Origin of the sequence: Pseudomonas sp. GL-B-26, from assembly GCF_019947405.1 — a bacterium.
GTDB lineage: Bacteria > Pseudomonadota > Gammaproteobacteria > Pseudomonadales > Pseudomonadaceae > Aquipseudomonas.
This window is the reverse complement of record NZ_JAGYGJ010000004.1, coordinates 114,967-138,397: the sequence shown is the minus strand read 5'-3', so window position 1 is coordinate 138,397 and position 23,431 is coordinate 114,967. Positions and strand designations below refer to the sequence as shown.

Below are 23,431 nucleotides of genomic sequence, written 5' to 3'. Positions count from 1 at the left end.
GCCGCCGGCGCTCGATGGCGTTACGCGTAACGCCCCTTCCCCAAACCCGCCTTGCGCGGGTTTTCTTTTGGATAATCCCATGACCCCCATGTTTCGCGTCGTCGCCGATGGTGTCGACATCACCGGCCTGATCAATGATCGGCTGATCCAGCTCAGCACCACCGACAAACCCGGGATGGATTCCGACGAGTTCGAGTTACGCATTGACGACCGTGACGGGCTGGTGACGCTGCCCCGGCGCGGTGCTGGGGTCGAGATCTACATGGGCTATGTCGAGACGGGGCTGGCCCGTTTGGGTCGCTACGTGGTCGACGAGATCACGGTATTGGGACCGCCGGATACGCTGGTGATCAAGGGCAAGGCCAGCGATATGCGCGGCAGTGGCAAGACCATTCGCAGCGGGAGCTGGGAGGACGTGCCACTGTCGAAAATCGTGGGCGATATCGCCGCGCGTAACGGCTGGGAGCCGAGTTGTCCGGTGGCCACCAAGGTCCCGCGTGCGGATCAGCTCAGCGAATCCGACTTTAATTTCATCACGCGCCTGGCTAAGCAGTACGACTGCACCGCCAAGGTCGCCGATGGCAAATTGTTGGTGATGCCGCGCCAGGGCGGACAGAGCGCGAGCGGCAAGGCGTTCGGCGCTATCACCCTCACGCGCAGCGACGTCAGCCGTTGGCAGTTCCGCCTGGGCGATCGCAACACGCACGGCAAGGTGGCCACCAAGCACCAAGACAAGAAGGGCGGCAAGCTCGCGGTGGTGTCCCTGGACAATGAGGACGCGCCGGCCGGCCTGCCCTCGGTGCATACCGATCGGCACATTCACCCAAACAAGAGCGCCGCCGAGTCGGCGGCCAAGGCGCGCTTGGCGGCGTTCAACCGCTCCGGCGCGGGGGTGCGCTTCGAAATGACCGGTCGCACCGACCTGTTTGCCGAGCGGCCGATTAATGCCCAGGGCTTCAAGGTCGGACTCGATGGCGAGTATCTGGCGGATTCGGTGGAGCAGACTTATACCCGAGCCGGCTGGTCGACCGCGGTTGAGTGCAATGGCGGCAACAAGGGCAAAGCCAAAACCAAGGGCAAGAAAAAGAAGGAGGTGAAGCCGGTCAAGGTCGTCAGTCTCGCCTAACGCTATCGCGTCCCCATTAACCCCGCCGCGTGCGGCTTTTTTATACCTGGAGTTTGTATGTCCATCACGGAACAGCAATTGCTGCGAATCCTCCCAAACGCCCGCCGCCAAGCGGGCGTTTTTGTATCCTCCCTCAATGCGGCCATGGTGCATCGGCAGATCAACACACCGACGCGGCAGGCTGCGTTCCTGGCCCAGGTCGGGCACGAGTCTGGCCAGCTGCAGTACGTACGTGAGTTGGGTGGCGATCGGTACCTGAGCAAATACGACACCGGCAACCTGGCCGCGAAACTGGGCAACACCCCAGAGGCGGATGGAGATGGCCAGCGCTATCGCGGTCGCGGCCTGATCCAGGTGACCGGCCGCAATAACTACCTGCGCTGCAGCTTGGCACTGTTCGGCGACGAGCGCTTGCTGCGCACCCCTGAGCTGCTCGAACTGCCGCAATGGGCGGCCGAGTCAGCGGCGTGGTTCTGGTGGGTACGTGAGCTGAATGCCCTGGCGGATCGGGATGAGTTCGAGGCGATCACCCGCAAGATCAACGGTGGACTCAACGGCCTGCAAGATCGGCTGCAGCTGTGGAAACGGGCGAGGGCCGTGCTATGCGTGTCGTCGACCTGATCCCTGCGCCGTACCGGCTGTTGGCCGTTGGCGTGCTGCTGACCGCATTGATTGGCGGATCTGCCGCGTCGGCCTGGAAGGTTCAGGACTGGCGTTACGGCCAGCAACTCGCCGAACAGGCCGGCTTGCACAAGGACGATCTGATCGCCATCAGTAACGCCGCCGCTGAACAGGTGCGCACGGCACAGGACAATCGTCTGGCCCTGGAGCAGCGGCTGTCGGCCAGCGAACAAACCCACTACAAGGAACTGAGCGATGCTCAAACCAACCAGGCTCGCCTGCGTGATCGCCTTGCCACTGCTGATCTACGGCTGTCAGTCCTACTCGACGCCACCGATGCAGGCAGTGGCGACCCAGTGTCAGCCGCCACCCCAGCCGGCGGCATGGTTCATGGCGCCACAAGAGCCCAACTTGACCCAGCGCATGCTCAACGAATTATCGGCATCACCGATGCCGGCGACAAAGGACTGATCGCCTTGGCGGCCTGTCAGGCCTACGCCCAAAAAATCTCAACACCGAAGTAAAAAAGAGCGGTCCAGCCAAATGCTCAACACCGATTCTTTTAATGTGCTTGCATCTTTATTGTCGTTGGAGTTTGCAGTTAAAACTGACTGTTCGGTTCGCCCGTTTCAACGTCGTACTTATCTCTAAGGTTTTTCGGTTGGTCGTGCAACCCAATCATGGTAAATGCGCGGGGGGATCCTCACGGTAAGTTTTTTTGGAATAAAAAAATCACCTCTTAGAGAAGCGGCGCCTCTTGGGTTTACGGCGCCGCTTTCAGTATTTAAGCGTTAGGTGATATATGCTTTTTGATAGGCTTACTGTCACCTCTTGCTGACGTTGCTCTTGCTTGTCATGCTGTTTCCAACTGTCTCTGTACGTTCCCAACGATTACATCTAAGGAGTGCAGGCTGAGAATACTCATGCTTACTTTTTCCGATACTTCAGGGCGAACACCATACTTCGGTAGCAGTGCTGCGGCATCCACCAAATGCTGTACCGCTACTGATCGTTCGTACAAAGTCGCCCGCTTTCTATCGACCAGTTTTAAGAACTCGGAAATAAGTGCGTTAGAACTGATTTCCTTATCTCGTTTCTGAAGTATTACAAGCAAAGAGACTGCTGCTTCGTGTGCAGCTTGAAATTTCATGTCCACAAATTCGGCGAATAGTTTACGGTAGGCGTACGCCAGATTGCTCAAAAACATTGAGGCTTGATCAAATCTGATCGATGAGTTTTCAACATCGTCAGACATAGCGTAGGATGCTAGGAGTGCCTGCTCAACGTAGTTTCGCTCTCGCCCCTCACACACCCCCCACTCAAAATAGAAGCCTCGATTCTGAGGTTTTTCTGGGAACTCTCTAAATAGTGGTAAGCATTTTTCTACGCTATCTGCTTTGCGATATAGATAGGCTAGCTTCGTTAAAAGATGATAGTCGTTAGGGTTGTCGTCGTACAAAGACTGAGCGACAGTTAGTCCTAGTTGTGGTTCTCCGGCATCAAATAATTCTTCTGATATCTCATAGCGCCAGAAGTTGGAACTCAGAAAGTTTTCCGTTTTGGCTCTTCGTGTTTCTGAAATCGCCAACTTAACAAAGTACTCTGAAATGTTTTCGTCGAATCGTGCTTCCAGCACATTAACGACTGCCTCAGCAATGTAGCGATGACGCGTAAATATCGCTTTTGCCGTATAAGCTACGGCTGCTTCCTGGCCGAGTTTTTTGATCACGGAAGAATTTAACTTGTTGGGGTCAATACCAAGAACGCTCGCTAAGGTAGCACTGCTTAACTGGTCGAACCCTTGAGCATGCATAACGGCTATATAAGAAAATGCGTCTTTCAGTGTGTGTCCAGCATCTAAAGCGATTCTATCCAAATTCAATAGCATGGCTTCAGCGTGATCAATCAAATCAGCACTATGTCGTGACATAAGCAATGCGCCAAAGAATGCATCATTTTTCCCTTGCGCCTCCTTTTTTGCATAGTATCTGAGTTTCCTAGATCTTTCACTCGCAGGTAATAAATAAAGCTCTTCTCCTAACCCACGCACGCCATACTTAGCCCATGCACACACTATTTCCTCTGCGTCTTTTGAACTTAGATTCTTAAGATGTATGGCTTTGAATTTGGCGTGATAGTCCCAAAGCAAAGAGTCGGCACCAGAGGAGCGCCAGTCCGAATCTCTACTTGCGAGAATGAAATCGATCCTCCCCGAGTACCCTTCGCAGCCGCGATCAATGAAACTTAATATTTCGCGGGATACTTCCTCTGCTTGATCTACTACCACCAACCAATCGTCATGCTCACTGAGTTCGGGCAAGAGTTGATCTGGGATGAAAGCCCTATTTGGGTTTGTACGATTAAGTACTCGTTTACTCGGCTGAAGAGCTAGGATGTCACTAACTGCTTGTAATAGCGCGGTAGTTTTACCTTCGCAGCCCGCACCCAAAATTACTGTAACCGAAACTTCAGATGTTTTGATGGTGCGTAAAAAATGATCTCGTATCTGCGCCACAATTTCGCGTTTTGGAATTGATTCTGATAATACATTTTCCCAAGTTGGGTCCGCACCGTCAAAGTATCGAATAGCTTCTTCTAAATCCAATGCAGGGCGCGGAGCCAGCTCTGCTGAATTCTTTACTTCCCATCCTCCCAATGGCTTTTTTTTCGGACGAGACGTATAGCTTATAAGCTTAGGTGCTGGGGCATTAAATTTTGCTCCCCTGCTTGTAATTTGAGAACTATGGAAGGGCTCCATATTTTGGAACCAGCACTGAGTGGGAACACTCCATGTATAAGGGCGTAAATATATGGACATTTCGTTTAAATCGAACTCAGTCCACAAAAAGCCATTTTTCCATTTACTTCCCTCTGGCGCCTGCCATCCAGCGCCAGTTTGTATGCCTATGAAATTCCCGCTACCTGACAGCGTTGGTTCTGCCCAAGCATCATGCATGTGGCCGTGTAAGTAGAAAGAATTATGCTCCCCTAGAACTGTCTCTAATGCACGTCGCTCTGACTCATGTAACCACGAGAGAGGGTGATGACCTAATACTATCTTGACGTCTGTAGATGTTACTTTTTCAAGAGCTTCGCGAACAAGTCTATAGCCCGGTGTGATGTAGAATTTATCTTGATCTCCGTCGCATAACCACGAAGTATTGATTCCTACAATTCCGACAGATAACTTATCGAATGAGTGGGTTTCGTTATAAGTGCCACCTTCCTCACGGAAACTTATTGCACGCTTGTCGCCAGCATGTTCTATATAGGCTTGAAAGCGTCCCAAAAGCATGTCACGTGCCTTCAGTGCCTTTGCTGTTGGTAGAAAGTATTCTGCATCTTGTCGTAGAAACTTTTGTTTGCTGAAGCCATCATTTACTTCTCGGTCAAGATCATGATTTCCGGGAACAGTGAAAATTCTGTTCAAAAAATCTTGGCCGTATAAATTTAATAGTGGATTTAAAATGTTGTCCTTGTATAGCTGATACTGCTCTTTTGTTCCGGAGTTTGCTATGTCTCCTGTTATAAAGATGAAATCTGGGGTTTCGCCTTTTTCCCTTTGTGTTAAGAGAAAGTCGATTAACTTTCTAGAAGAAAATTCCTGCTCATAGGCATTTTTTCCAAAGTGAAAATCTGATAAATGTAACCATTTCAAAATTCCAGACATAGACCCTAATCCTTAGAACCAACGCTTTGGTTTTGCTAATTTAGATAGCGTAATTGTTTTAAAATAAAAAAGATAAATATGAAATAACTGTGTGCCTTTATCCTACAAAATTGAGCGAGCCTCTCTCTATTTGCGCGGGAGGTTTGTCTAGGATGGCACAGTGACATTTGTTTTTGCAAAAAAGTAGCGAGACGGGCGCCTCCGCTACCAAATTTTTGGTGCTCATTTTCAATCGTGAGGGACTGGTTAGAGATCTTTTCCTCTCAGCTTTGCTAACCCCTGTTTGATATGGCCAGCATTTTCACCAATAGTTTGCAGCACCCCGCTGATATTTTCGCCCACATCTGACGAGCCCTGCTCTTCCATCCGAAGCGTCAGCTCCATCAATGCTGCCTCCAGGGCCAATTGATTGGTGTACATCCTTTCGAGCACATCGGACAGTGAATACTCACCCGCATGGTGTCGACTCCTTTCAAGAAAAAGTACAAGCATAGTACCGGCAGTGCCCCTGTCAGGCGATGATTGCAGCTTGCTTAGAAATTGCTACAAAGTGAAGGGGTTATAGAGGGTTAACTAAGCTGGCTAGGGTGATGGGTGACTGCTACGCCCAATCCATCGTGGAGCGGATTTGATGTTTTATATTGCTCATTATTAGGTTGCTGACGCCCAGCTTTGTGCCCTTCGAGCATACCGCCCGTTTTCGACCCTAAACGGCCGCTCGGCAAGGACTGATTTCGGCCAGAGCAATCAGTCATCGCCTACTAAATTAGGGGCGATTCAGCACGAGCTTGGGCAGGGTCGTGAAGGTACATCATGAGACTCAAGAGCCACGTTTACTGAGCTATTAATTGATCAGTATTGGTCGTACAACATTGAACATTGATAGCATGTTTCCTGCCTCGAAGTATGCGGCCAGTATCAAACCATACGAACTTATAATAAGTGTTAAAAATAGGTTCTGAAATCGATTTCCGATAGTTTTGTGATTGGGCTCCCGTTCCAGGTAGTGGTGCTGGGCTAAGTATTTGGAGCACCCGGCCAGTGCTGTTAAAAAAATTGCAAAGCCTAAAATTTTTAAGGTGATGCCTAGTGATTCTATCCCTTCAGGCTTTAGCGAGCTCCATGCCGACCCGGCAAAGGCAAGCAACGCTGCTGCAGAGCCCCCAGTAATGACTAAGCACGCCTTGATCACACTTTGGCTAGCCTCTACCGAAGAGCGCCATTCTTCGACTTCCCATTGATGTTCTTGATCATTTATTTGAAGTGTTAATTCTAGCGGGTCTTCATCATCATCATCTTCTTCTTCTTCAGTGAAATTATTGTTTTTTAGTTTCTTAAGTAGACTTTCGAGGGTGGCAATATCCGCTGCTGCGTTGCTGTTGTCTTTTAGTTGCTCTAGGTGCGATCGAATAAATTTTATTGTGTCGTCTGAACGCATTTGGTGTGGACTCTTTTAACGAAGTAAGGTTTTTGCTCTGTGGGGATGGCCAGAATTAAATGGTTTTTTACGCAGGTTTTACCTAGTCCTAGGACGTCGTAAAGTGTCTTGGCGGGCAGTGATCGACCCGAAGGCGGCACTCGGATTATGAATGCCGCCAAAAAGCTCATATTCGGCCGGGGATGGGTACGATGCCACCACTACCAAGGCTTCAAACGTCAACATTGTCAAATTTCCTGTTCATCCCTGAACCGCTTCAGAGCTGCGAGCTGAGGCTGATCAAGTTTTGCATGAAGATCTTTGACTGGTTGGTTTTGGAATTCAGGTTCGGCAAATCTCCGATCGGCTAAAGCTAAAGCCACCATGACCCCTTGAGTCGTGGAGACTTTACTTTTTTTATGCCCCAGCTTCTCGGACTCGAGGATCTGTTTGAAGTGAAATTCGACCGGGTCAACCTCAGTTCTTTCGTTCATGAAAATGCCTTATTGATTGGAGAGTAGCTAAAGCCCCACGGAGTTTGGGGAAACCTATATGCAGGCAACGATTTTGCCTTGTGTGCATTTATACAGTAACCGAACGCGGCTGGGAGGCGTCAAGGGCAACTTGTGGCCCAGGCTGTGTAAAAACGTAGGCCCTGTTTTGAAGTCCGCGTCTCTACGTGAAATCTCACAGTGATTGGCAGATCAGAGGTGCCGAAATTTGCGTAGGAGCTCGGTTTTCGTTCTGATTAGAACCTTCAAACCTGCTCTAAAACGTTTTTACACAGCCTCGGCCGATAACTGTCACCCAGGCGTCATTAGGACTGCGAGTGTCAGCTTGATGAACTCCTCATTTTTGTCGATGGTGTCCAAGGCTCCACGTACATTATCGGCGACATCGGCCGATCCGCGCTGCTCGACCCAGTTCGAGAGTTCCAGGATGGCGGCTTCGAGGGCGAGTTGATTTTCGTTGATCTTGAATAGCAGGGAAGGGAGCAGGTCTGAATTTGGCAAGGGCGATTCCTCCGTGGAAGATTCAGCGTAGCAGGCGGCAAGGGCAGTGGCACATATGGAGGCGCAGATTCAGAGCGCCAAAAGGGTACATTCGGGCTGATGCTGGGTCGGAGGCAGGGGAGAAAGAGGAAAAATCCGTTCCGCAACCCAAAACTGGCTCCTTGAAGTCCGTAGGATACAGGCCTTTAAAAATCAGTAGCTTGCGGAACGGTAAAGCTGCTAACCTATTGAAATAGCTTGTTTTGTGGATGGATTGCAAATCCATCTACGCCGGTTCGATTCCGACCTCGGCCTCCACTTTAAACGAGCTCCGTAGATCTATGATTTACGGAGCTTTTTTATTTGCACTGTCCTGCAAGATTTAGTCTTGAAAAGGTCCGTCGCAAACTTGCTTCACCGGGGCGGGATGTATATATTTCCCCCTCTGCTGCACAGGCGTCAGAACTGCCAAATCGTTATTTGACAGTCTTCAGACTGCTTCACCGCGCTACCGCCCGAATGGCGAAACTGGTAGACGCATGGGACTTAAAATCCCCCGCTCGTAAGGGCGTGCCGGTTCGATTCCGGCTTCGGGCACCATCTAAAATCAAGGGTTTGCGAGCGAAAGCTGATGCAAACCCTTGTTTGTTTCTGGGTCGCAATTTTAGAGTTGGGTCGCAATTCACTTAGTTGGCGAGACTTTCTTGCCTATGCGATTGCGGATGTATTGCTCGGTCATGACAACGGTCGTATGCCCAAGTTGATCCCTGGCTTGCATGATGTCGCCGCTAGATTCGGCCTTGTCCGTACCAGCCTTTGCACGCAAATCTCGCATTTGAAACTCGGACTTCGCGACACCCGCGGCCTCCCTGGCCAGGTCAAACCTTCCCCGCAACATTGCCACCGTCATTGGTGTGCCATCCTCCGAAACGATCAGCCGTGTCGAGCGGACCTTATGTTCTTTTTTTCGGGACATGATTCGATCAATCAAAACCTTCAGTTCGCCACTTATCTCAATCCGACGTTTTGCATTCGTCTTGCCTTGAAGCACCCAGATTTGGTCGTCTCGGACGTCCCGTTCGTCCAGTAATCGGGTATCGGTCACGCGCTGGCCGGTCAGATAGGCAAGGTCCATCGCATCTCGCAGGCCAGCATCTGCTTTCTCGTATACACGCTTGAACAGCGCGTCCTCGATGTAGACGTCCCGGCCGGTTTCCTTGTTGCCCTTGATCCCGGCACACGGGTTGGCCAAGGCTGTATAGCCAACGTCCCTCGCAAAGTTCCAAATTGCACTGAGCAACGCCTTCTCGCGGTTGGCCCTTACAGGAGCAGCCTTGCGCCAGGTCAAATACTGGCGGACATGCAGGGGTTGGATTGTTTCGAGCGGTGCCGGCGGGTCGTCAAAAAAAGACATCAGGTTTTTCAGCTCTCTGACGTTGTCCTTCTGTGTGGCGGGTTTTTTCGTTGGCACGACGTCGACCATGTACTTTTCGGCCACGTACCGGAACGTGATCACCTTGGCGACCAGCGCAGTCGCGGTGCGGTCCCGCTCAAGCTTAGCGTATTCCATGATTGCCAGGCCGTAGTCGCTGCCCAGCGCGATTTCTTTGCGGTCCTTGCCGCCCATCTCGTAGTAGTAGAAAACCCGGCCGCTGGCTTTCTTGCGCTCTCGCAGCCGGGCTATTGAGCCGGATTTACTCGGTCGTCGTCCCATTTCAGCTAGCCTTGCGTGGTTTCCATTCGGGTTTTTCTGCTTCAAACATACCGACCGCCGTCACGGCCATGGCCGTGACACTTGGCCAACCATTCACCTTAATGGTGTGTCTGACGCCATTCTTCTTCAGGTTGAGGATCTGTCCTGCCTTGGTCCGCGCGCCAGTCAGCTCGCAAACCTCTTCGTGCGATAAAAATTGAATGCTCATGAGCTATTCCATGCCGTGCGTGGCAGCAGAAGGTGGGGAGAGGGGTTAGGCTGTTGCTTTGGAGATCAGCTCGCAGTCAGCGGCAAGCTTCAGAAGGCTGCGGGTGGTCGGCCTGAAGCTGCCGGTGTCCGGGTAGCATTCAAATTCATGACCTTCCGGGAACGAATTGAACAGACCATGCCAGGGCCAATTACTCTTCCAGTCCGCCCAAACGGTGTATGCGTCCTGACCTTCACCCCAATAGTCGGTGCCACCGCCGACACTCCGTACATGGCTCACGCGGGTGCGCTGCCTGTAAGCAAGCTCACTCGGTTCGTCTTTGTCGATCCAAGACCGCCGATAGAGCCCAGGGTGCAATTGAAACAGGCGCTTGCTCAGTTTCTTCTCAATGCGAGCCTTCATCGCCGTGGCCCCTTGTAGATGAGCCAGGCCATGTAGGCGAGGGCGGGGAGGATCATCGCGTCACCCGCCGTGCCCACCAGCAGGCCGGTCCGTTGTCGGTGTCGGATATGGCGAGCGTGAACCAACCATCACCCTCAGGTTTGCTCGGCTCCCAATGCGCGCAGGAACCTTCGCCCTGCTCAAAGTACGGATCGTTGTCGGTATCGACTTCGTATTCCATTTCGGCGGTAACGATGGTCAGGCCCTGAGCCTTTACCCACTCCCGCGATTCTTCACCTTGGTCCTCTTCGAACATCGGCAGATCGGGGTGGTGCCACCAGCCATGCGCCTCGCGTACAACAGGGGCAGGCTGGATCAAAACAGTTTCTTCAGGCATGACTGTTCCTTTGCCGCTATAGCAGCTGACTTTGAGGGGGGGGGAGGGGTTACTGCTGTTTGGCGAGTGCGCAGTTTCTTTCAATGATCGACAGCGAGGAAAAGGCAGCTATTCTCGAATTCATCGCCGGTCAATACGGGATCACTTTCCAAGTTGCCTATGCAGAAGTTGCTCAGTTACACACCACGCCCTGGCCTAAAACCGGGGCCGAGGACGTAGAAGGATGCCGCCCTGGCGTCCATGGAAGAGGAACAACCCATGGCTAACGAGAGAGTTGTAGTGACGACCGACACCAAAAATGAAGGCATGTCGCCTGAGCCCGCACAGGTGCCGGCCAAAAATCCAGTTCCCAAGGCTCCCCCCAGACCTACAGGGGGAATGACCATTACAGCCGGGACCGCAAAGCCAGCCCTCACCGGCCTTAACGGATAGGAAACGTGGAGGGGAGGGCGACTGACAGGCGAGCTTGGGCGATGCTGGTGGAGAAGGTTATTACTGTTGGCCTTCGGCACCTTCGCGGGCTTGATAGACCTTGAGATTTTCTGTGGGCATGGGGGAGCCTCGCCGGGATCGGCTACATTTGATTTTGTCATTCATAGGGGGGTTGAAAATGGCTTGCTTAATCTGAGGGGCCACAGACATTGATATTTTGTCCTCTGGCCATCTTGCTGAGCGGGATTGTCCAGAATGCGGCTATTACGGCGTCCCTAAGCTGCTGGTCGACGAGATGTCGATGCTAAAGCAAAAATTTCATGTGGAGCGCACAAGGGCCTACTTGGCACTGCGCGCCGAAAACAAACAGCCTCCGTGGATAACGCCCGTCGATATCAACATTCATCAGCTATTCATCATTGCGCCCGACTGATCTGCCAGAACTGACGGCCCAGCTGGATGAGTTTGTTCTCTGTGGGCATGGGACGTCCTATGCCGGGGCATGCCTGGGCGGTGGAGTGGGGGATATGCTGAATGAGGCATTCGAGCTGTAGGTCGTCAGTGCCATAATGAAGGCTTAAAAAACGGTGATATATGTTAGGGATGACGATGGCGAATATAAGTTTTCACGATCTGCTTAAAGCTCCAGTTGGATCAATAATTTCAAAAAAGGATTTATATACTTTAATTCAATATTCGAAGGTTCCTGGGTCTGAGTATTGGAATGGCGAAAGCCTCATTATTAACAATACTCCCCAGCAAGGTATAAATTGGGTTGGTTCGCTTCCTGCTCTTGATGGTGTCTTGGTCAAGGTTCGTTCGGGAAGTTATAGCCATGATGGATGGGTGAATTCTGAACGAGAGCTTTATCGCTATTCCTTCAAGGCTCGAAAAGGGGTTGTATCACTCAAGGAAAAGGCGAATCTGGCCTTGCTAAATCAGCCCGAGTTTGGGTATCCAGTGGTTCTTTATAGTGAACAAAAAAGTAATTGGGTTTTCGAAGGCATATTCAGCTTGGTTGATTGTGCTGACGAATATGTCATTCTTGGTCGCCAAGCCGAATCTCATGTGCTTGCAGGTAAGGTTGGACAAGGCTTTATGGAGGGCGGAAAAAAGTATGTTACGCATCTGTTGTCTGAGCGGAGCTCTCAAATAGTTAAGTTTCTAAAGTCGTCCGGATCGTGGGTGTGTGAAATTTGCAATGATGATTTTAAGGCCAAGTATGGATTCGAATATATTGAGGCTCATCACAAGGTGCCAGTTTCTACCAAGGCAACGAAGAGTGTGGTAGTTCTAGAAGATCTAGCATTATTGTGTTCGAATTGTCACTCTGCAGTGCATGCTCATATGCGAGCGGGCATCGAAGATTACTTGGATATTAAAGAGGTTGTCGTGCGCCGCCTAGGTGCAAATGTTTGATAATTCGCCAGCCGATCCAGCGAACTACGGTGACGGCCTTGCTGTTACCAATCGTCTTAAAGCGCGGACCGTCCGGGCATTCGCTGGCAGGTTTGCCGCGCCATGGGATCAGCGTGTAGTTATCAGGCAAGCCTTGGCAACGTTCCCATTCGATGACGCTTGTTCGTCTAATACCCTCGGGCTCCAGTACATATGCCTCTCGGTCATCGAGAGAGCCTCCCCCCTGTGCCGTGAGAGTAGGATGAAGTGTCGACTTCTTTTCCCGTCCCGGCGGGCTATCCCGGCGAGTGCCTTCTCGCTCAAAAAGTACCTCGGTGGGATCGAATCCTCCTCGAGCACTTGCGACAACGAACACCCGGCGGCGTCGTTGGGCCAGGCCGAAATATTGGGCGTCCAGGACCCGCCACGCGATTGTTCTTTTGGGTCCATACACACAACCAGCGTCTGGCCACCTTTTCCCTGAAGGCTGCAGTTCGCAGTCTTCCCCAGCAAGCGCGCCAAGAAAACATCCGAAGGCGTTCCCTTTGTCACTGAGGACACCGGGGACGTTTTCCCAAACGACAACGGAGGCGGGCTCACCTCGACTGGCGCGAACATAGTCAGTTGCATCTGCAAGCTCCACGTATTTGATGGTGAGGGCGCCGCGCGGGTCGAGCAAACCCTGGCGCATGCCGGCGACACTGAAGGCTTGGCAGGGGGTACCACCGACCAGTAAGTCCGGCGCTTCGATCTTGCCGGCCAGTACCAGGGCCCCGAGCTTGGTCATGTCGCCGAGGTTCGGCGTGTTTGGGTAGTGGTGGGCCAGCACAGCACTGGGGAAGGCTTCGATCTCGGCGAACCAGGTGGCGCGCATGCCGAGTGGATGCCAGGCCATGGTCGCGGCCTCGATGCCGCTGCAAACGCTTCCGTAAGTGATGGGCACAGTGGCACCTCGCCGGTATATTGCGTGAAGGTAAATTTTTTGAGGGGAAACCAGTGCAGCTCTTCCACTACACGGACGTAAATGCAGTTAAATCAATACTTGAAAATAAAAAGCTATGGCTTACGGATGTTCGGTATCTAAATGACTCCCAAGAAATGCATGATGGTGTATCTAACATTCTTCGGTATGTGAAATATCAGTCTGATACTTTTTCAAAACGGCATGAATTATTTTTCAATTCTGCAGAGTTTGTTATCGCCAGACTTGGAGGTCTTTCAGATTATGGGTTAGATCGTCGCCCTGTATTCATTTGTTCTTTTAGTCGTGCCTCTGATTTGCTAAGCCAATGGCGTGCTTACGGATCTTATGCAATTGAGTTTTCACGTGATGCGATGCCTGCCGGGCTTTCAAAGTGCGTATATGACGCAGACGAAAAGCTTGAGAGGGCGAGTGATGTGGCTCTGAAAAGTTTGATGACTATTGCGAATGATATGGAATGTAATGATGGGTTTTTAGATTTTCCTGGGCTGAAAGCTTATTCTGACCTTGTCGGGTTGGCAGCGACCTTTAAGCATGAAAGTTTTTCTGAAGAGCAGGAAGTTAGATTGATAGCTGGTCATGATATAGATCCTGATTTGGACGATGGCCTGCCAGTCAAATACCGCTCTCGAGGAGATATACTTGTCCCTTTTGTGGAAGTTGATATATCACTGAGAAACATAAAAGCCATCCATATTGGCCCAATGAGGGACCAAGAATTGGCTTGCATCTCTATGAAAGCGTTTTTGAACAATATTCGACATGCTCAAGAAGTCGCATTAGAAAACTATTCCCATGAAATAAAAGTTATTAAATCCGATATCCCGTATCGAGCCCCATAGCTGTCTTGAGTAATCTAAACTTTCACCCGCGAGTGCAATAGTCATGGAGGGTCTCCCGTCAAGCGATTGCCTCGCCGGCTGGCGTGATTCGTTGAAGTGGGGTATTTGTGTTCGGCCCGGCATGGAGCCGGATCAAGGAGATCGAAATGGTGTTAGTGGATAGGCCGTACCCAGTTGTCTATGAGCATCGAGGCGTTAAAGCGAAGATTGATTTCGAATGGGGTAGCGACAGTGATTCTGTGCCAACAGGGCTTAGAATCGATGTTGAGATCAAAGAAAGGCAGGTTGAAGCAATCCGTGAAAATGCCAAGTACAACAGCTTTAATGAGGCGTTAGCCCGCGGTAAAGCATTGGCGAGGCTAGACATCGATTTGACTCTTGGGCCTGATCTTTCGGCTTGAAAACAGTACTCAGCGCAATAGGTGAGGGTGGGTCAGACGCCTCCCTCGCCGGCTGGCATGAAGTGAGTTAGTGGTCTATGTCTTTATGTCGAATTCAGTCAAACGGGGAGACCGACATGAGACTGCAAAGCGATATCGATGCACTCGCGGCAATCGAGGAAGACGCCCAAATGATGTTGAAGTGGTTGGGGATTCCCGACGACAAGCAGAAACTGGAGGTCGTCATTTGCTTGCGACAGATCATTGAGCTTGCGACCTACAGGAAGGCGATTGACCGAGTTGCTGATCCTTCGGTGCGGTAGGCGACGACGCCAACCACCCAGCCCACTGGTGGGATTCGTTGAAGTGAGGTATTTGTGTTCAGCCCGGCATGGGGCCGGTAAAAGGAGAATCGATATGGCTTCTTGGGATTCGTACGGCTACCCAGAGAACGACCCAAAAGTGTGGATCACGTTCGGCCCGCAAAAGGATGGCTCGCCGCAGGTGGCGTTTCTCGGTCCTATTCGCCAGTCAGAAGGCGATAACCCGAAAGCGACTGAGTACTACCAGGAGGTGGCAGGCCGCTGGTCTGATGAGATTGTGGCTCATGAAGAGCTGGACAAAATCGCTCAAGCACTCATCGAGCAGAAAGGCCTTTAGCAATAGGTGAGGGTGGGTCAGGCGGCTGCTGTCGATTCCGGCGAGTAGTCCAGCCACGAAAGTTTCGTCGGCGACTTCCGTCTCAAATCGTTTTGCGGCAGCTTGATCTTAGCCCTGATAATCACGTCGCGGCATCGCCCCAGCTTCCGGATGCGCTCGGCATAATCGGCCGCGTACTGGGGGGCATCAAACATGCTGCTGAGTTGGGCGACACGCTTGCCGTCCATGATCTTGACCACGCGATCTTCGACAGCCTGGAGCCACTGGCTCATCGACAACTCGATCCGCTGACCCTTTTCGATCTTGAAGTCGCGAACCTTTCGCTTCGCCTCTTCGCGGGCGAAGTGTTCGTTCATTCCGAATACAGCAAAAGTGCTCATAGCATCACTCCAGGCAGTCGAGCGCTTTTTGCAGCAGCGCATTCAGTGAAAGCTCCCGGTCGTCCGGGTCCATTGCTCGCTTGATCCACTGGCAGGCTTCGCCGGCACCATCGCGAAGATTTTCGAGTTCGTCTTCGTCATCGCTCGCCTGGCTTTCGAGGCGGCGAATGTCTTCGCGCAGCTCTTCACGCTCGGCGCTCGGATCGATGCTCTGCGAGGTCAAGCGACGGGTGAGTCCGGTGGCGGCCGCCGGATCAAGCGCGGCGTAGTGCAGGCACTCTTCGTCGCTCAAAGCATTTGCGGGAATGCTCATTGGCAATCTCCAGGCAGACGCCTGCCTCGCCGGCTGGCGTGATTCGTTGAAGTGGGGTATTACGTGTTTTTGGAATTGATACAGGTTGGGTTTGGGATATGCACACAGAGCATCCTGCTGCAAAGACGCCGGGTGATGATGTAGTGATTTGGCGCTACATGACTGTTGAGAAGTATTTGTCGCTACTTACTACATCGAAATTGTTTTTGTGTAGGCTGGATAACTTTGAGGATCCTTGGGAGGGAGCATGGCCAAAGGCTTTTTTGCAGGGGTTACTCAATGAACTCAAAAAAGACGGTGTTGATGGCGGACACCTTCAGAGTGCTCATAAGAAATGGCTGTTTGTTAGTTGTTGGCATGCCAACGAGTACGAATCGGCAGCTATGTGGGACCTATATAGTACAAAAAGCTCGGGAGTTGCTGTGCGAACCACAGTTGGCGCCCTCAAGAAAAGTGTTATTTCTTCCCAAAATTATACGATAGGGCAGGTTGATTATTTGGATGTGGAAAGCGATCCGAGATCGCTTGAGTTTAATATGCTCGTTCCTGCTTTCTTGAAGCGAATGAGCTTTAAGCATGAGAACGAGGTACGACTGGTTCGCTTCGATCTTGGGACTACGGTTAATGAAAATGGTGAAAACCGTATCGGTGATCCTTCACCTATTCTGGATTTAGAGGTTGATCTGAATGAATTGTTGGTGGATGTGTATTTTTCACCAACTATGCCTAGGTGGCTTGTCGATAGTATCGTTGCCGTTTCCAAGAAATTTGGTTTAAGCGGGGATAGGTATACTCAGTCGAAACTCTACGATAACTATATTCTATAGGCCGAAGTTAGGCTTTTGCTGATCATTAAGAGCTTAGCTTGAGCACATGCCGGTCGTGAAGAACGTACCCGGTAATCGCCAATCAGGCGCCGACCTCCGTGACCGGATGCGACAGTGGCAATTTGGGTAGTGGTGGGGTATTACGGATTACCGGCATGGAGCCGGGTCAAAGGAGAGAAAATGGCGGATTCGCCGTGGGAAATGTGGTCGGCCATAGGCACGGTGGCCGCTGTTGTCGTTGCCCTAGGGATTTCCGGTCAAGCTGCCTGGGCAAATCGGAGGGCTGAAAAGGATCGCTCGGAATTGGCTGCCGCTAAGATGCTCGGTCCGCTCTTCGCCCTCGAAAGAAAATCAGCATTCCTTTCCATGTGCTTTGAATTCGGTGAAAACGATTTTTCTGAGGTGGACGCCAATATTTTGAAGGCGCTGGAGGAGCTTGAAGCACTGTCCAAGGGTGTTTCTATTGATGATCTGTATCCCCTTCTTAAATTGCCAAATCATGCTGCCAAAAGGTCGGCTCTAGCCCTAGGGTTGATCCAAACTTTTGCAAGCGATGCTCGTGCGATGCTTGCACATCAGTCTTGGATCGACATGGAAAAGACTCAGAAAGCCATTCATTACAATAGATGGCTTAGGATGATCTCTGAGATCAAAGGCGACCTAATTGTTGCTGTACGCGCCTGCGAGTCAGCTGCTGCGACCGGCGCGCCACGGCCATCACCGGGCGAAATATACGGGGGAGCACCAAATGAACCGGGTAACCTGTAGCCGCCCTCCGTGACCGGATGCGACAAGGTTTGATTGGGGGCGCGTTAGGCGTGTAAGATCGCCGCCATTAACGAAGTCGCGCAATGGCGATTTCTAACGAGCACGGACTAACAGCCAGAACGAAAGAAAAATTCTTCAGCGGTTTGGCAATCGCATCGAGCCTAGTAACGCTATGTGGAGCTCCTGCTACTTTTGGAGTACCAGTTTTTAACCATATCGATCTAGGAGCATTGTTGATGGCTATTACAGCGGCATTTGGATGGGGCGGGGCGGCGCTGGGAGCGTACGATTTTCCAAATTGCGAAGGGTTTGACGAGTAGCGCTGGTGTCCGGACAGTTCCGCAGGGGGTTCGAACCCTCCCGCTCCCTCCAAATTTTAATCCGGCGTGATGACTTCGTCGCCCGGATCGCGCTTCAGCTCAGTCAAACTCTCATTCCGAAACATCCGCGCCACGTTTTCGCTTATCTGCACTTTGTGGCGCGGACTTTCCATCGCTTGGAATGAAAGAGTCGGCCCGAGCGCATGCGCGTTCAGAATCAGGTTCTGCACCGCCTCATTGATCTCCTCGATGCCGTTCCAGGCCATCAGCTCACCAAGCTTCTGCCGGATGCCGAGCCTCACCCGGTGCCGCAATTCCTTCTCGTCGTACTGGATTCGCTTCTCTGCGGCCTTTGCCGATCGCTCTTGCCCACTCTTGGCCATGGCCAACCTCTTCTATGCCACTGGCCGGCAGCGCCAGCCAGGTTTGTCGTTTTCGTTGTTGGGTGCGGAACCGTCTCATGCCGCTACCTTGACCTGATTCCAAGCGCCGACCGCTTCAAAAATCCGTGCGGCGTGAGCCTCGTCGAGCGACAACTGTTCAGGAATAGCTATCCAGCCAGAAGCCACCATCTGGCTTTGATTGGCCGAGTCGCGGAGTTGCTTGTAGCAATGCTCGATCACGTCTTCCAAGTGGTCGGAGAGGTACACGCCGTCCGGTGCCACCTCAATAGACTTGCTGTAGCGGCCGCCGCGGGCATCAATACAGAGCGCGCTGAGGTAGATCGTCCAGCGGTGGGGTATGCCACACACGGCCTGACCAATCTTCCCGGGAGCGATGTTCTTCAGTGACTTGTAATTGATCATGCCCTGGTGACCACTGGGGTCGATGTTCACCACTGCGACGTGGTTGGTGGCCAGCAGCGAACGACACGATCGGTCGATGCGGGCCTTGAGGTTATGCGGCTTTCTTTTGCTCATAGTGAGTCCGCCATTACCCGGAGAGCCTTTCGATCAGCGGCTGTCAACGCCTTGGGCTTTCTCTTGAGAATCGTGCCGGGGTCGATTTTTTGTGAGCGGGGAGGTGGCAGCGGATTGCGCGGCGGATTTTTCAATTAGGCGATTTGCCCGCCGGCAGCCAGAAATTCGGCGGTCCGACTGGAAATTGATTCCGCGTTCTGCCGCTGCTGCTCGACCAAGTTGAGGTGGTTGCTGATCATGATCAGGCTCCTAAACGATGGGCTTGAGCCCTGGCTTTGTCCGCGACTTCATCAACCATGCGATTCAGTTCCAGATTGAACTGGACCAGCTCTTTGTGCAGGTTGGCGATGTAGTCTTCGTCGCGGTGAATCGTCTCGATGTAGAGCTGACACTCTTCATCTTGGCGAGAATCGAACGACAGAAAGTCCCACCATTTCCGTCCCGTAACGAACATGCAGCCTTGGACCTGCGGCAAGTGTTCCTCGGGCATACCTTCGAGCCAAGTCTTGACGTGTATCGCCTCGTTGAAAGGGCACTTCGACTCGGTGCCACCGTCATCGTTGATCAGGCCGTCTGGCGAGCAGCCGAGCCAGTCGTACTTCGGGTGGACGATGAACTCTGACGGTATGACGATGTTGCCGGTCAACATCTCGTAGGCGTCCTGAGCCTTCTGTTCTTCGGTGTGGCCCCACTTCAAGGAAGCGCTGCTGACGTTGTGCTTGGACTTCTTTGCCAGTCGCTCGAAGCACAGCTCGCGCATGTATGAGGTGCGCGCCCCCATAGGCTCGCGCTTCCCATTTTTGTCAGGCTTCCCCCAAGCAATCACATCTTTAAACCGGCTGGCTGTCACTCGGCCAGATCGGTCTGCATGCCACTTTTCAGTGCCCTGAAGTTCCGTTCTCACTACGCCGCTTCCTCGACCTGAGACAGGCCGTCGTTGTTGCCAGTCATATCGGTAAAGTCGCCATCAACGGTTGCCGCCATGTTCTTGAGCGCTTCGTGGCATTCCAGGCCGATCGCTGCGCGCTGCTTAGGCTTGAGACCTGCCCAGGCTGTCGCATAGGCTTCGATGTCCTGCCGCTTCGCGACGACAAAAAGGTCTGCGAATACTCCGTCGATTTCAGGCGACGGGGATTTCGGGCCGAACGACACACCAGCAGCGGCAGCGGTGTTTGAAGCCTGCTTCGCAGGGGTGATATCGATTTCGCCGCCGTACGAGTCTTCGAATTCATCGGGTGTATAGACGCCGAGGATGACGTCAGGGCAGAAGAGTCGCGCCCATTTTTTAGTCACCAAATAGGCAATCTGCTGCTTGGGATCTTCCGCCCAAAGCGTAGAGTTCCGGGTGCGGACCTGGGTGAGCAGAAGTTCCAGAATGCGTGGCTCGTCTTCGCCTTTGAAGGTTGCCCAAACCTTAATCCCGAGACCTTTCTCGTCGTCAAAGCTCCAGGCCGGAACGCGATACTTCTTGAACTCGCCAGTGTCCTCGTCTTTCTTGGTCTTGCTGGTGACTTCGCGCATCTTCCCGATGACGTTTTCCCAGGATCCGAACCACTCGAAGTTCAGTCGACCCTTGACTGGGGCCTTGGCGGTGATCACCGCGTTAACGAGCTGAGCTTCATAGCTCAATGCGCCACCGTTGACGATGAACGTCTTCTGCGCAACAGCGAATGGGTTCATCTGCCACTGCATTGCTTGCAGCACTACCGCCATGCAGTCAGCTTGATTGCCCTTCAGATGTTTGGGGACTGTTGTCACGCCCTTCGACATCATCAGCGCGAGGTCGCTCATCGACTTCATGGTGCCCGGATCAAGAATGAGCGCTGCCGCGTTGTGCGATGGATCGTGGTACGTGGCAAGGCCTGTTGGTGCTTGGGTGTCTGAGTCGGTCATTGCGCTCTCCGTGGCCGACATGGTGTGGTCGGCCTTCAGATGGAAAGGGTGGTTAGAAGCGGATGGCGCGAAGCCATGCGCGAGCAGTGTCGGGGTCCACGTCGAAGCCCAGGGCTACAACCTCGACAATGTCGTCAACCGATGGCGCAGTCGTAGTCGCATCGTCGGATTCAGCGGCGATTGCATGTGCGCTGACATGGGCGACTTCGACCTTCTCTGTGACCACGGATGCAGCTACTGAAGTGGTTGGAGCGGGTGCGGCAGCCTGGGCGCGCAGACGGGCTAGCTCTTCTTGGTCACGTTGATACTGTGCGTCGCGTTCGCGCTGCTGGCGCTGTTGCTCTTCCTGCTGCTCACGCTGCTGGCGTTGCTGTGCCTCCATGTCGCGGCGCTGCTGGTCCAGCTCGTCCTGCTGTTGCTTCAAGCGCTTGCGGTCCTCCTCGGCACGCTGCTTGCGCAACTCCTCAGCTTCAGCGTCGGCAATGCGTTGCTTCTCGCGCAGTTCATCAAGCTCTTTCTGCTGGGCCAGCAGCTTGGCGGCGGCCTCTTCTCGTTCAACGGCAGACTTGTGCAGCGTTTCAAGCTGATCAATAGCGTTGTCGCGGGCGATGGTGCCTTCAGCTTCGAACTCGGCATATTCTTCGGGCAGGATCACTGATTCCTTGACGCCTTGCAGAATGTTTGCGACATCCGCAGCGCTACGGCTTGCATATGCGGCAGCGACAGAGCTGAAGCGGGTAATCTTTGCCCGGATGGCTTCGACACGTTCAGCCTCGACACGCTCGCGTTCTGCTTTGGCATCAGCTACGCGTTTTTCCTCGGCCTTAATTGCTTCGTCGACAGGCGTTTCAATTGCCAGCACACGATCCTTCAGCGTCTCGCCGAACTCCTTAACCTGGTTGACGCGAGCCTGGGCATCTTTGACTTTCTGCTGATAGGGCACGAGTGCCGTTTTGGTGGTGTTCGCCAGGGCATAGCGCACCTCGCGGATATCGACGCGAACTTCCTTCGCATTCGCCAAGCCTTCGTTGGTCGAGCAGTCAACGACCAGCTTCGCGTAAGTGGTCTCCAGACGAACGATCTGTTCTTCGTGCGGCCGATATTCGGCGATGTCGGTGACGGCTACCGCAGGGACTACAGATTTTTGTACATCGTCGCTTTCGCTAACTTCGAGCGGTTGTTGTGCGAGTGCTTGTTTAGTATTTGCGGACATGACAGTTCCTTGCGGCGCGGTGCGCAGCTTTGAAGGTGTGCGTTATTGAGTGAGCTGGCCGGAGTAAGCGCTTGCCAGCATCCAGGCAGTGAAGAAGAGCAGGGCGATGGCAGAGCCGCGCCAGAACCAAAAGCGCTTTGCGCGCTGATAGGAAGTCATGGCCGAACCCTCACCGCGATCCGGCCGCCTTTCATGGTTGCCGCCAGACGGCGAGGCAGGCTGGCGACCAGAGCTTCGCGAGACTTGCCAATCACCTCGTTGAACGGCAGGCCGAAACCCAGCAAGACCAGCTTCGATTCGATCTCGTCGAGCTGCTCGTCGATCAGTGATTTAACTGGTGGGGTCGTCATGCTGCAGCTCCTTGCCGGATCGATTCGTTATAGGTGGCGTAGATCTGGTCGATGCGCGCCCTATAGTGACGCTGCTCACCGTCGTCGATGACGCGCAGCAAGTAGGCCAACGTGATTACTGATGTCGCCGCCGAGCTGGCGTTCGGCTTGCCCAAATCGCGGATCATGTTGTTGATCTCGCCTTCGATCCAGGTGACAGCCGTCTGGTGATCGCGTTCTTCAGTGTTCACGCTGCGCCTCCTTTTGGCGGACACACCATTTCCATTTGCGCCATGGTTGCGGCAATGCGCTGCTTCAGGCTTTTGCGCTCTTCAATTGCACGGGCGGCACGGTCAGCCAGCTCCTGAGTGCGCATTTGTTCGGCTGCCTCGTAGTCGTGGAACTCGTCAGGCTGCGATTTCTTCTCGCGGCCCCAAGCGTCATAACGCCTGTCCCACTCCCGGGCCTGTGCACTGTCTGCATAGCTGGTTGCCATGGTCGCCTCCAGAGTGGCGGGTGTTGATCCAACAAAACTCGGCTGCACTCATCCGTTCCGCTGTTTACCGTTGGGCGCAGAGGGGAGTGCATGCGGGTGGTGCCGGAGGGTATAAATGAGGGCCGGGATAAATAAGGAAATTTCTATGTCACTGCTGGATCTTGATTTGATTTCGAAGGCTTTGCCTCAAGCCTGGAAGTCCACCGTGCTTGGGCGGGTAGGCAACTCCAATATCAAAGTTCTACGCATGGATGAAATGCCCTCTGCGGCAGAGGTGCATGACTACACCGAAGGCTTGTTAGTCATTTCAGGACAGCTACTGCTGGACGTCGATGGTGAAGCCATCAGCGTTGGAGAAGGGCAGATCTACCTGGCCGAAGCCGGTGTTCCGCACGCGGTGTTAACCGGAAGCCACGGGACATTAATCATCATTGATATTTGAGGGGCTGCAGGCGCCCGGAACTACCCGGGATGTGTCGAGTCTGGCCAGCTATGCCCTCGGACTCGTCTGCGGTAATTCACCCAAGCCCGCTACTGGCGACGGCCTGGACTTGCAGCATCAAGTTGTCTTCGCGCTGGGGTGGCCTACCGGAATTCCGGCCGATGCGCGGTGACATCGACGACCTGCTGTCCGCTGCCTGAATGAGTGTTGGGCGCAGCCTTCAGGCTTGCTGCTCCACGCGGGGTGAATCGTTCAGCTACTTCATGGCGCATCCTCCGTGACGTGGGCAACTCCGAGCATTCCTCGGTAG

The 23,431-nt window shown here is 53.0% G+C and carries 31 protein-coding genes, 1 tRNA gene and 1 pseudogene; 13 read left to right on the top strand and 20 right to left on the bottom strand.

Annotated features, from left to right (window positions below; all coding sequences use genetic code 11):
* The first annotated feature begins 79 nt into the window (after positions 1-79).
* Genes KGB23_RS04350 through KGB23_RS04340 form a run of 3 tightly spaced genes read left to right on the top strand, consistent with a single transcriptional unit; the run spans position 80 to position 2,271 of the window.
* Positions 80-1,126, top strand: coding sequence for a phage late control D family protein (locus KGB23_RS04350; RefSeq protein ID WP_223430037.1), 1,047 nt, complete (start codon positions 80-82; stop codon positions 1,124-1,126).
* 57 nt (positions 1,127-1,183) lie between these two features.
* The gene (locus tag KGB23_RS04345; protein WP_223430036.1) at positions 1,184-1,747 is read left to right on the top strand and encodes a glycoside hydrolase family 19 protein; all 564 of its coding nucleotides are present in this window, start codon (positions 1,184-1,186) and stop codon (positions 1,745-1,747) included.
* Positions 1,729-2,271 carry a lysis system i-spanin subunit Rz gene (locus KGB23_RS04340; RefSeq protein WP_223430035.1) on the top strand — a complete coding sequence of 181 codons (543 nt, stop codon included), beginning with the start codon at positions 1,729-1,731 and terminating at the stop codon, positions 2,269-2,271. The genes KGB23_RS04345 and KGB23_RS04340 overlap by 19 nt, the downstream gene beginning before the upstream one ends.
* A 329-nt stretch (positions 2,272-2,600) precedes the next feature.
* Here KGB23_RS04340 and KGB23_RS04335 read toward each other — a convergent pair whose 3' ends face one another.
* The 5 genes from KGB23_RS04335 to KGB23_RS04315 all read right to left on the bottom strand — a co-directional run bounded on the left by KGB23_RS04335 (position 2,601) and on the right by KGB23_RS04315 (position 7,847).
* Entirely contained in the window at positions 2,601-5,417 is a 2,817-nt protein-coding gene (locus KGB23_RS04335) for a metallophosphoesterase family protein (RefSeq protein ID WP_223430034.1), read from the bottom strand.
* Between the two features lie 246 nt (positions 5,418-5,663).
* A complete protein-coding gene (locus KGB23_RS04330; protein ID WP_223430033.1) occupies positions 5,664-5,837 on the bottom strand; it encodes a hypothetical protein in 174 nt (57 codons plus the stop codon).
* Positions 5,838-6,261: 424 nt separating this feature from the next.
* Entirely contained in the window at positions 6,262-6,855 is a 594-nt protein-coding gene (locus KGB23_RS04325) for a hypothetical protein (RefSeq protein WP_223430032.1), read from the bottom strand.
* 227 nt (positions 6,856-7,082) lie between these two features.
* Positions 7,083-7,328, bottom strand: a complete 246-nt coding sequence (locus KGB23_RS04320; protein WP_223430031.1) for a hypothetical protein — start codon at positions 7,326-7,328, stop codon at positions 7,083-7,085.
* Positions 7,329-7,637: 309 nt separating this feature from the next.
* A complete protein-coding gene (locus KGB23_RS04315; RefSeq protein ID WP_223430030.1) occupies positions 7,638-7,847 on the bottom strand; it encodes a hypothetical protein in 210 nt (69 codons plus the stop codon).
* Between the two features lie 492 nt (positions 7,848-8,339).
* Here KGB23_RS04315 and KGB23_RS04310 point away from each other — a divergent pair.
* Positions 8,340-8,426 (top strand) — tRNA-Leu (locus KGB23_RS04310).
* 82 nt (positions 8,427-8,508) lie between these two features.
* On the opposite strand, the gene KGB23_RS04305 is transcribed toward KGB23_RS04310, so the two are convergent.
* Genes KGB23_RS04305 through KGB23_RS04290 form a run of 4 tightly spaced genes read right to left on the bottom strand, consistent with a single transcriptional unit; the run spans position 8,509 to position 10,526 of the window.
* Positions 8,509-9,540, bottom strand: a complete 1,032-nt coding sequence (locus tag KGB23_RS04305; protein ID WP_150655810.1) for a tyrosine-type recombinase/integrase — start codon at positions 9,538-9,540, stop codon at positions 8,509-8,511.
* A gap of 1 nt (position 9,541) precedes the next feature.
* Positions 9,542-9,748 carry a DUF4224 domain-containing protein gene (locus KGB23_RS04300; protein ID WP_223430029.1) on the bottom strand — a complete coding sequence of 69 codons (207 nt, stop codon included), beginning with the start codon at positions 9,746-9,748 and terminating at the stop codon, positions 9,542-9,544.
* A 45-nt stretch (positions 9,749-9,793) separates the two neighbouring features.
* A complete protein-coding gene (locus KGB23_RS04295; protein ID WP_223430028.1) occupies positions 9,794-10,150 on the bottom strand; it encodes a hypothetical protein in 357 nt (118 codons plus the stop codon).
* A gap of 52 nt (positions 10,151-10,202) precedes the next feature.
* Positions 10,203-10,526, bottom strand: a complete 324-nt coding sequence (locus tag KGB23_RS04290; RefSeq protein WP_223430027.1) for a hypothetical protein — start codon at positions 10,524-10,526, stop codon at positions 10,203-10,205.
* A 1,041-nt stretch (positions 10,527-11,567) separates the two neighbouring features.
* Here KGB23_RS04290 and KGB23_RS04285 point away from each other — a divergent pair.
* Positions 11,568-12,377 carry an HNH endonuclease gene (locus tag KGB23_RS04285; RefSeq protein ID WP_223430026.1) on the top strand — a complete coding sequence of 270 codons (810 nt, stop codon included), beginning with the start codon at positions 11,568-11,570 and terminating at the stop codon, positions 12,375-12,377.
* Between the two features lie 262 nt (positions 12,378-12,639).
* Here KGB23_RS04285 and KGB23_RS04280 read toward each other — a convergent pair.
* A pseudogene (locus KGB23_RS04280) lies at positions 12,640-13,299 on the bottom strand (DNA cytosine methyltransferase); the annotation flags it as partial.
* Positions 13,300-13,319: 20 nt separating this feature from the next.
* On the opposite strand from KGB23_RS04280, the gene KGB23_RS04275 reads away from it, so the two are divergent.
* The 4 genes from KGB23_RS04275 (at position 13,320) to KGB23_RS04260 (ending at position 15,220) form a co-directional block, all read left to right on the top strand.
* On the top strand, positions 13,320-14,180 hold the full coding sequence (locus KGB23_RS04275; protein WP_223430024.1) for a DUF2971 domain-containing protein: 861 nt from the start codon (positions 13,320-13,322) through the stop codon (positions 14,178-14,180).
* Positions 14,181-14,326: 146 nt separating this feature from the next.
* Positions 14,327-14,581, top strand: a complete 255-nt coding sequence (locus KGB23_RS04270) for a hypothetical protein (protein ID WP_223430023.1) — start codon at positions 14,327-14,329, stop codon at positions 14,579-14,581.
* A 116-nt stretch (positions 14,582-14,697) separates the two neighbouring features.
* Entirely contained in the window at positions 14,698-14,883 is a 186-nt protein-coding gene (locus KGB23_RS04265; protein ID WP_223430022.1) for a hypothetical protein, read from the top strand.
* 94 nt (positions 14,884-14,977) lie between these two features.
* Positions 14,978-15,220 (top strand): hypothetical protein, encoded by a 243-nt coding sequence (locus KGB23_RS04260; RefSeq protein ID WP_223430021.1) that lies wholly within the window; start codon positions 14,978-14,980, stop codon positions 15,218-15,220.
* Between the two features lie 17 nt (positions 15,221-15,237).
* Here KGB23_RS04260 and KGB23_RS04255 read toward each other — a convergent pair whose 3' ends face one another.
* Together KGB23_RS04255 and KGB23_RS04250 are read right to left on the bottom strand one after the other, a co-directional pair.
* Entirely contained in the window at positions 15,238-15,600 is a 363-nt protein-coding gene (locus KGB23_RS04255) for a hypothetical protein (protein WP_223430020.1), read from the bottom strand.
* Between the two features lie 4 nt (positions 15,601-15,604).
* On the bottom strand, positions 15,605-15,913 hold the full coding sequence (locus KGB23_RS04250) for a hypothetical protein (protein ID WP_223430019.1): 309 nt from the start codon (positions 15,911-15,913) through the stop codon (positions 15,605-15,607).
* Between the two features lie 98 nt (positions 15,914-16,011).
* Here KGB23_RS04250 and KGB23_RS04245 point away from each other — a divergent pair, with 98 nt between their 5' ends.
* From KGB23_RS04245 to KGB23_RS04235, 3 genes are all read left to right on the top strand, one after another.
* On the top strand, positions 16,012-16,740 hold the full coding sequence (locus KGB23_RS04245) for a DUF2971 domain-containing protein (RefSeq protein ID WP_223430018.1): 729 nt from the start codon (positions 16,012-16,014) through the stop codon (positions 16,738-16,740).
* A 180-nt stretch (positions 16,741-16,920) separates the two neighbouring features.
* Positions 16,921-17,508: a hypothetical protein gene (locus KGB23_RS04240; protein ID WP_223430017.1), complete on the top strand. Its 588-nt coding sequence runs from the start codon at positions 16,921-16,923 to the stop codon at positions 17,506-17,508.
* An 83-nt stretch (positions 17,509-17,591) separates the two neighbouring features.
* Complete coding sequence (locus tag KGB23_RS04235) at positions 17,592-17,828, top strand: hypothetical protein (protein ID WP_223430016.1); 237 nt, start codon at positions 17,592-17,594, stop codon at positions 17,826-17,828.
* A gap of 56 nt (positions 17,829-17,884) precedes the next feature.
* Here the strand turns inward: KGB23_RS04235 and KGB23_RS04230 are convergent, their stop codons facing one another.
* The 8 genes from KGB23_RS04230 to KGB23_RS04190 form a co-directional block, all read right to left on the bottom strand.
* On the bottom strand, positions 17,885-18,211 hold the full coding sequence (locus tag KGB23_RS04230; protein WP_223430015.1) for a hypothetical protein: 327 nt from the start codon (positions 18,209-18,211) through the stop codon (positions 17,885-17,887).
* 75 nt (positions 18,212-18,286) lie between these two features.
* Positions 18,287-18,748, bottom strand: a complete 462-nt coding sequence (locus KGB23_RS04225; protein ID WP_223430014.1) for a hypothetical protein — start codon at positions 18,746-18,748, stop codon at positions 18,287-18,289.
* 241 nt (positions 18,749-18,989) lie between these two features.
* A complete protein-coding gene (locus KGB23_RS04215) occupies positions 18,990-19,652 on the bottom strand; it encodes a lambda exonuclease family protein (protein ID WP_223430013.1) in 663 nt (220 codons plus the stop codon).
* Positions 19,652-20,641, bottom strand: coding sequence for a RecT family recombinase (locus KGB23_RS04210; RefSeq protein WP_223430012.1), 990 nt, complete (start codon positions 20,639-20,641; stop codon positions 19,652-19,654). Before KGB23_RS04210 ends, KGB23_RS04215 begins: the two co-directional genes overlap by 1 nt.
* A 52-nt stretch (positions 20,642-20,693) precedes the next feature.
* Positions 20,694-21,854: a hypothetical protein gene (locus KGB23_RS04205; RefSeq protein WP_223430011.1), complete on the bottom strand. Its 1,161-nt coding sequence runs from the start codon at positions 21,852-21,854 to the stop codon at positions 20,694-20,696.
* Positions 21,855-22,009: 155 nt separating this feature from the next.
* Positions 22,010-22,204 (bottom strand): hypothetical protein, encoded by a 195-nt coding sequence (locus tag KGB23_RS04200; protein WP_008075831.1) that lies wholly within the window; start codon positions 22,202-22,204, stop codon positions 22,010-22,012.
* Positions 22,201-22,434 (bottom strand): hypothetical protein, encoded by a 234-nt coding sequence (locus tag KGB23_RS04195; protein ID WP_223430010.1) that lies wholly within the window; start codon positions 22,432-22,434, stop codon positions 22,201-22,203. Before KGB23_RS04195 ends, KGB23_RS04200 begins: the two co-directional genes overlap by 4 nt.
* Positions 22,431-22,679: a hypothetical protein gene (locus tag KGB23_RS04190; protein WP_223430009.1), complete on the bottom strand. Its 249-nt coding sequence runs from the start codon at positions 22,677-22,679 to the stop codon at positions 22,431-22,433. Before KGB23_RS04190 ends, KGB23_RS04195 begins: the two co-directional genes overlap by 4 nt.
* A 145-nt stretch (positions 22,680-22,824) precedes the next feature.
* Here KGB23_RS04190 and KGB23_RS04185 point away from each other — a divergent pair, with 145 nt between their 5' ends.
* Complete coding sequence (locus tag KGB23_RS04185; protein ID WP_223430008.1) at positions 22,825-23,121, top strand: cupin domain-containing protein; 297 nt, start codon at positions 22,825-22,827, stop codon at positions 23,119-23,121.
* Positions 23,122-23,431: the final 310 nt, after the last annotated feature.

Coding starts and splice junctions, on each gene's coding strand:
- KGB23_RS04295 (WP_223430028.1), bottom strand. CDS start 10,150: ATGAAGGCTCGCATTGAGAAGAAACTGAGCAAGCGCCTGTTTCAATTG.
- KGB23_RS04350 (WP_223430037.1), top strand. CDS start 80: ATGACCCCCATGTTTCGCGTCGTCGCCGATGGTGTCGACATCACCGGC.
- KGB23_RS04235 (WP_223430016.1), top strand. CDS start 17,592: ATGGCGATTTCTAACGAGCACGGACTAACAGCCAGAACGAAAGAAAAA.
- KGB23_RS04330 (WP_223430033.1), bottom strand. CDS start 5,837: ATGTACACCAATCAATTGGCCCTGGAGGCAGCATTGATGGAGCTGACG.
- KGB23_RS04185 (WP_223430008.1), top strand. CDS start 22,825: ATGTCACTGCTGGATCTTGATTTGATTTCGAAGGCTTTGCCTCAAGCC.
- KGB23_RS04285 (WP_223430026.1), top strand. CDS start 11,568: ATGGCGAATATAAGTTTTCACGATCTGCTTAAAGCTCCAGTTGGATCA.
- KGB23_RS04225 (WP_223430014.1), bottom strand. CDS start 18,748: ATGAGCAAAAGAAAGCCGCATAACCTCAAGGCCCGCATCGACCGATCG.
- KGB23_RS04345 (WP_223430036.1), top strand. CDS start 1,184: ATGTCCATCACGGAACAGCAATTGCTGCGAATCCTCCCAAACGCCCGC.
- KGB23_RS04240 (WP_223430017.1), top strand. CDS start 16,921: ATGGCGGATTCGCCGTGGGAAATGTGGTCGGCCATAGGCACGGTGGCC.
- KGB23_RS04340 (WP_223430035.1), top strand. CDS start 1,729: ATGCGTGTCGTCGACCTGATCCCTGCGCCGTACCGGCTGTTGGCCGTT.
- KGB23_RS04200 (WP_008075831.1), bottom strand. CDS start 22,204: ATGACGACCCCACCAGTTAAATCACTGATCGACGAGCAGCTCGACGAG.
- KGB23_RS04265 (WP_223430022.1), top strand. CDS start 14,698: ATGAGACTGCAAAGCGATATCGATGCACTCGCGGCAATCGAGGAAGAC.
- KGB23_RS04210 (WP_223430012.1), bottom strand. CDS start 20,641: ATGACCGACTCAGACACCCAAGCACCAACAGGCCTTGCCACGTACCAC.
- KGB23_RS04290 (WP_223430027.1), bottom strand. CDS start 10,526: ATGCCTGAAGAAACTGTTTTGATCCAGCCTGCCCCTGTTGTACGCGAG.
- KGB23_RS04320 (WP_223430031.1), bottom strand. CDS start 7,328: ATGAACGAAAGAACTGAGGTTGACCCGGTCGAATTTCACTTCAAACAG.
- KGB23_RS04245 (WP_223430018.1), top strand. CDS start 16,012: ATGCACACAGAGCATCCTGCTGCAAAGACGCCGGGTGATGATGTAGTG.
- KGB23_RS04230 (WP_223430015.1), bottom strand. CDS start 18,211: ATGGCCAAGAGTGGGCAAGAGCGATCGGCAAAGGCCGCAGAGAAGCGA.
- KGB23_RS04205 (WP_223430011.1), bottom strand. CDS start 21,854: ATGTCCGCAAATACTAAACAAGCACTCGCACAACAACCGCTCGAAGTT.
- KGB23_RS04300 (WP_223430029.1), bottom strand. CDS start 9,748: ATGAGCATTCAATTTTTATCGCACGAAGAGGTTTGCGAGCTGACTGGC.
- KGB23_RS04255 (WP_223430020.1), bottom strand. CDS start 15,600: ATGAGCACTTTTGCTGTATTCGGAATGAACGAACACTTCGCCCGCGAA.
- KGB23_RS04335 (WP_223430034.1), bottom strand. CDS start 5,417: ATGTCTGGAATTTTGAAATGGTTACATTTATCAGATTTTCACTTTGGA.
- KGB23_RS04250 (WP_223430019.1), bottom strand. CDS start 15,913: ATGAGCATTCCCGCAAATGCTTTGAGCGACGAAGAGTGCCTGCACTAC.
- KGB23_RS04270 (WP_223430023.1), top strand. CDS start 14,327: ATGGTGTTAGTGGATAGGCCGTACCCAGTTGTCTATGAGCATCGAGGC.
- KGB23_RS04325 (WP_223430032.1), bottom strand. CDS start 6,855: ATGCGTTCAGACGACACAATAAAATTTATTCGATCGCACCTAGAGCAA.
- KGB23_RS04190 (WP_223430009.1), bottom strand. CDS start 22,679: ATGGCAACCAGCTATGCAGACAGTGCACAGGCCCGGGAGTGGGACAGG.
- KGB23_RS04305 (WP_150655810.1), bottom strand. CDS start 9,540: ATGGGACGACGACCGAGTAAATCCGGCTCAATAGCCCGGCTGCGAGAG.
- KGB23_RS04260 (WP_223430021.1), top strand. CDS start 14,978: ATGGCTTCTTGGGATTCGTACGGCTACCCAGAGAACGACCCAAAAGTG.